The organism is Bacteroides sp. UBA939 (assembly GCF_002293435.1).
Lineage (GTDB): Bacteria > Bacteroidota > Bacteroidia > Bacteroidales > Bacteroidaceae > Bacteroides.
In genome coordinates, this window is sequence record NZ_DBDF01000137.1 from 1 (window position 1) to 5760 (window position 5760).

The window sequence follows — 5760 nt, forward strand, 5'->3', positions numbered from 1 at the left end:
GTGCCCAGAACAGGACTCGAACCTGCATGCCTCTCGACACACGCACCTGAAACGTGCGCGTCTACCAATTCCGCCACCTGGGCTTTAGGCTATGCAATCTATATTGAGCGGAAAACGAGACTCGAACTCGCGACCCTAACCTTGGCAAGGTTATGCTCTACCAACTGAGCTATTTCCGCGATTGCGGATGCAAAGGTAGATATTTTCCGTAAACCTGCAAACATTCCGCTCATTTTTTCACGAAGAAAATATACATCCACCCGGATAGGGGCAACAGACTTGTGATTATCAACTCATTCGGTCGCGATAATCCTCATAAGAGAACCGCTTGAAAACTACCGCTTTGCCTTCTTTTGTCCACATCGCAATTGCAGGATGATGAATTCCGTTGAACATATTTGTTTTTACGATGGTATAATGTATCATATCCTCAAATATGATTCGTTCTCCGATATGCAATTCATGATCGAAGCTCCAATCGCCCATATAGTCACCGCTCAAACAAGAATTACCTCCTAACCGGTACACGTGACGGCCGCTGTCATTACCTATTTGGGCGCCACGCACGGTAGGCTGGTAAGGCATTTCAAGACAGTCGGGCATGTGGCAGGTAAAACTGACATTCAGGATGGCTGTGCGAATGCCGCGACTTTCCACAATATCCACTACTTCGGAAACCAGCACACCGGTTTGCCAGGTAAAAGCAGAACCCGGTTCCAGGATAATGCGCAAGTGCGGATAACGGGCGCGCAAATCTTTCAACATCCGAACTAAATGCTCCACATTGTAATCCTTATGCGTCATCAGATGGCCTCCTCCTAAATTCAACCATTTGATTTGCGGGAACCAGCAAGAGAATTTCTCTTCCAAATGTTGCAACGTCCGTTCCAATTCGTAAGATGAGGATTCGCAATGGCTATGACAGTGGAAGCCTTCAAGTCCGTGCGGCAAAATTCGGGGTAACAAATCGGCGGTTATTCCAAAGCGGGTTCCGGGAGCGCAGGGATTATAAAGTTCCGTTTCTACTTCCGAATATTCCGGGTTGACACGGATGCCACAGGAAATACCGCTCTTCTCTTCTTCTACCACAGGATGGAAACGGTGGAATTGCGCCAAAGAGTTGAACGTGATATGGCTGCTGCAACGCATAATTTCGGGAAAATCGGCTTCGGTATAAGCAGGAGAATATGTATGCGCCTTACTGCCGAACTCTTCGAGCGCCAGTCGTGCCTCGTAAACAGAACTTGCCGTAGAATGATCAATATACTCCCTGAATACCGGAAATGAGCGCCACATAGCAAAGGATTTGAATGCCAGAATAATTTCCACGCCCGCACGGTCGGCAACACTTTTTATCAATGTGAGGTTCTTTCTCAACAACTCTTCATCCATGATGTAGCATGGAGAAGGCAAACAAGCGAAATCTATCATATTTTTTATTTTAACCAATAACTTTAAAACGGGCAAAACGCAACAATAGTTGTTTGTCGCCCGCATTTTTGAAACGAATAGTGGCTTTGGCATTGTCGCCTTCACCTTCTACATTCATCACTTCTCCCAATCCGAAACGTTCGTGCTCAATAAGTTGTCCCGGTTCTAACTTCATAATAGAGCCGGAGGTAGCGCCTGAAGCGGAAACCGAAGCTGTCGTGGAAGCCGGTGCAACGGCAGATGTTGAAGTATTTGTTACCCGTTTCAGATTACGCGGCACACTCGGAGCGATAATCGGCTGTTTGGGACGTTGGGGTAAATGTGAAAAAGCGCCGCTGCTTTCCCTGCGGGAATATCCGGGTTCTTCATTTTTTTTATGGCCGGTACCGGATTCCTGCGGTAAGCGCAGAAAGCGGATATCGATGTCTTTCAAGAAACGGCTTGGACTGCCGAATTCCATCTTCCCGTACCGGAAGCGAGTCCGGGCATACGACAGGAAACAATGTTCTTCCGCACGGGTAATGGCAACATAGAATAAACGCCTTTCCTCCTCCAAAGCACGTGGAGAGTCGCCGGTCATAATGCTGGGAAAAAGATTTTCTTCCATACCCACTACAAATACATTCTTAAACTCCAATCCTTTTGCAGAATGGACGGTCATCAGCGTTATCTTCTCGTCGTCTCCATCTTTATCAGAGTCCTGGTCGGTAAGCAGTGATACTTCCGACAAGAAGTCCGACAATGAAATATTCGGGTTACCTTCTTCCTGGCGTTGTGCACAAAAATCACTCAGACCGTTAGCCAACTCTTCAATATTTTCCTTACGGCTCAAACTTTCCGGCGAATTATCCAGGAATACGTCATTGATAATGCCGGATTGCCGGATAATCTCCGTACCAATTTCATAAGCATTCTTCTCCGGCACATCCTTAATGAAACATATTATTAAATCACGAAAACCTTGTAGCTTGGTAAGCGTACCTTTATTGAAATTCAATCCATACGTCGACGGCGTAAGAAGCACAGACCAAAGGCTAACGTTATTTTCCGTGGCGGCAGTGATAATCTTGCCAACCGTAGTATCGCCAATGCCGCGTGCAGGATAATTAATGATACGCTTAAAGGCTTCCTCATCATTAGGATTGACCACCAACCGGAAATAGGCTATCACATCTTTGATTTCCTTACGCTGATAGAACGATAAACCGCCATAAATACGATAAGGCATTCCTCGCTTACGCATGGCTTCCTCAAACACACGGCTCTGTGCATTAGTACGGTAAAGTATTGCAAAATCAGAGTAGGCATAATCCTCTTTCCGGCGTAATTCGGCAATCTTATTGACCACAATATCCCCTTCTTCCACATCGCTGTAAGCCTGGAACACACCGATAGCTTCACCTTTTTCTTTTTCGGAGAATACCTCTTTACGTATCTGCCACTGATTCTTTTCTATCAGGCTGTTGGCAGCCGAAACAATGGTTTGAGTGGAACGATAATTCTGTTCTAACTTAAAAACTTTCGTATTGGGATATACTTTTGTAAAATACAGAATATTATCAATATCGGCTCCCCGGAAAGAATAAATACTTTGTGCATCGTCTCCTACCACACAAACGTGCCGGTGTTTTTTCGCCAATTGCAGAACAATGCTATGCTGCGCATAATTGGTGTCCTGATACTCATCGACCAAGATGTAACGGAATTGTTCCTGATAGCGCTCCAATACCTCTGCATGATCCCGGAATAAGATAAATGTGTAAAAAAGCAAATCATCAAAATCCATAGCACCGGCCTGACGACAACGATCCCAATAACGCTTGTAGATATCCCGGATAGCGGGCATCTTGGCTGCACGGTCACTTTCATACGCTTCCTTGTTGGTGGCATATCCGGCAGGGGATACCAAATGATTCTTGGCGTTAGAGATGCGCGCCTGCACGCTACCCGGCTTATAAATCTTATCATCCAACCCCATTTCTTTAATGATAGAGCGAATCAGACTCTTGCTGTCAGCCGTATCATAAACAGTGAATTGGGAAGTAAAGCCGATATGCGCCGCTTCCGTATGCAGAATACGCAAGAAAATGGAGTGGAATGTACCCATCCACAAGTAACGCGCCCGCCGTTCTCCTACCTGCCGGGCAATACGCTCTTTCATCTCACGGGCGGCTTTATTGGTGAAAGTCAAAGCCAGAATATTCCACGGCTGATAATCGTTTTCCAGCAAATAAGCTATTTTGTAGGTCAACACCCGCGTCTTTCCGGAACCTGCGCCGGCAATAACCAGCGACGGCCCCTCGTTATAAAGCACTGCGGCACGCTGTCCCTCGTTCAATTCCTCAATATAATTCGCATTCATGTATGCAAAATTAAAATATTCTTTTTACATTTGTACAATGTTATTTCAACTAAAATTATAAGGAACAATGGAACAAATCAAAAATATGCGACTTCATATTTCCTTTATATGCTTGTTTGCATTCGTATGTACCCCATCTCTAATGGCGCAAAAACAGAGTAAAGTAGAAAAGCTTCTGATTTTCCTTGTAGATAATGAGCATGATAAATTTGCAAAAAACCGAAACAAATTAGATTCTGAAACCACTATTGCTTTTGCTGCGGAAATGAAACTGATCGATTTGTGCGACCAGATATGGAACCAGCAAGAGGTAAGTTTGGCTAAAGATTTCTTCCAAACTTATGTAGATGCCGTTAAAGGCAGCTTTCTTTCTATCTGCCAGGAGGCGAAAGTAGATCCTGCCGTCGTCCGTAAACGTACGGAAGAGAATATCAATGCCATATTAGATGAATATCCCAATAAGTTGTTATACGCCGGTACACTGGTAGATGCCATTAAATCATCAGGCTACGAATTATCCGACGAATCCCGGAAACACCTGCATGATGTATATGAAGAGGAAATCTGGAAGGACTTCGTTCGCAATAAAAACATTCCGAAATGCGAACGGTACCTGAAAGAATACGCAGAAGGTAAATACCGGGCGGAAGCCATGATAGAATATAACCGGCTTTTATTTCAGGCTATACAACAATCGCCGTCCGGCAATAATTTCAAAAGGTTTTTCGAGCACGAGCAGCTTAACTCTTTCTTTGGAGAACGCAGCAAACGGGAGTCAATGCCTCAGGCGCTTTCCATGTATGACGATTACCTCTATCTCAATATTTGCAAGGCACGGGCAATCGCTTCTATCAGACAAGCTATCACGGAGTATGAACAGGCTCTTTATCTGAATGAAACAGATAAAAAGCATACCCACAAATTGGAATATAAAAAAGACAGTATTGATTATGAAACATTAAAACTGGAAGTGAATTCTCCAAGTAAACTGGGTCTTATCAAGGAATTCCTTCAAACTCACAAATACAAAACGTTCCGTGACAAGGCCAACCAGCTCCGCATTCCTTTTGAACAGCAATTGATATGGAGCAGCCCTACTGTTACTCAATCGTACAGCCGGGGACTACTATTGAAATCCGACGAAATAAAGAATGGGAAGAAGATTCAGAAGACCTATACTTATGACGATACGGGAAAACTCGTAACTATCAAGGAAGTTACTGAAGATAAAGGTACTACGACCTTACAGACTAATTTCCTGTACAATCCGCAAGGTGCATGCGTCCAGGAAATTCAGGTAAATCAGAAAGGTATGAAAGAGGTGTACAAACGTCTCCGTACTTTCAGTACTTTAGGCGCAGTTCTGACGGACTCCACATTTTATCAGAACGGGAATCTGACCGTGAGGAAATATAATGCGCAATCAGGACTTCTGACGGAAGAAAGAAACTACGAGAAAAATAATCCGGTATCTTCCATTATCAATCAGTATAACCTGGAAGGACAAATCATAAAGAGAGAGGAAACATTTCCGTTACCCAAAGATCCGCTCCCTTCCCAAGTGAGAAAACAAGTAGATGTATATACATACGATTCGTATGGCTACTTGACTAAGATTGCATTCGAAAAAACACTTGCCAATGAGAGTACAACCAACGGTTCGCTTATTTTCCTGTATGATGAATTTGGTAACCAGATAGACAGTAACGCCTATTATGAGTATGACCATACCGGGCGTTGGGTACAAAAGACGGATCAAAGGGACGAGAATAACACAGAAAAGCTCCAAGTGACTTACCAACAATAAAGTGGGATGGTTTCTTTCATCCCGTGGGACGGTTTCTTTCATCCCATGAGACGGATTTTTTTGTCTCGTGAGACGAATTCATTCATCCCATGAGATGAATTTTCTCGTTCCGTGAGACGAAATTTCTCGTCCCGTGAGGACGAATTCTCCCTCCCAGGGT

General features: G+C 44.2%; 3 protein-coding genes and 2 tRNA genes. 1 reads left to right on the forward strand and 4 read right to left on the reverse strand.

What is annotated here, in order from left to right:
- Position 1: 1 nt before the first annotated feature.
- From B2Z67_RS08655 to B2Z67_RS08670, 4 genes are all read right to left on the reverse strand, one after another.
- Positions 2–83, reverse strand: a tRNA-Leu gene (locus tag B2Z67_RS08655).
- Between the two features lie 23 nt (positions 84–106).
- A tRNA-Gly gene (locus tag B2Z67_RS08660) sits at positions 107–179 on the reverse strand.
- Positions 180–288: 109 nt separating this feature from the next.
- On the reverse strand, positions 289–1431 hold the full coding sequence (gene nspC, locus B2Z67_RS08665; RefSeq protein WP_291529426.1) for a carboxynorspermidine decarboxylase: 1143 nt from the start codon (positions 1429–1431) through the stop codon (positions 289–291).
- Between the two features lie 10 nt (positions 1432–1441).
- On the reverse strand, positions 1442–3793 hold the full coding sequence (locus tag B2Z67_RS08670; RefSeq protein WP_291529427.1) for an ATP-dependent helicase: 2352 nt from the start codon (positions 3791–3793) through the stop codon (positions 1442–1444).
- A 67-nt stretch (positions 3794–3860) separates the two neighbouring features.
- Here B2Z67_RS08670 and B2Z67_RS08675 point away from each other — a divergent pair, with 67 nt between their 5' ends.
- Complete coding sequence (locus B2Z67_RS08675) at positions 3861–5600, forward strand: hypothetical protein (RefSeq protein WP_291529428.1); 1740 nt, start codon at positions 3861–3863, stop codon at positions 5598–5600.
- Positions 5601–5760: the final 160 nt, after the last annotated feature.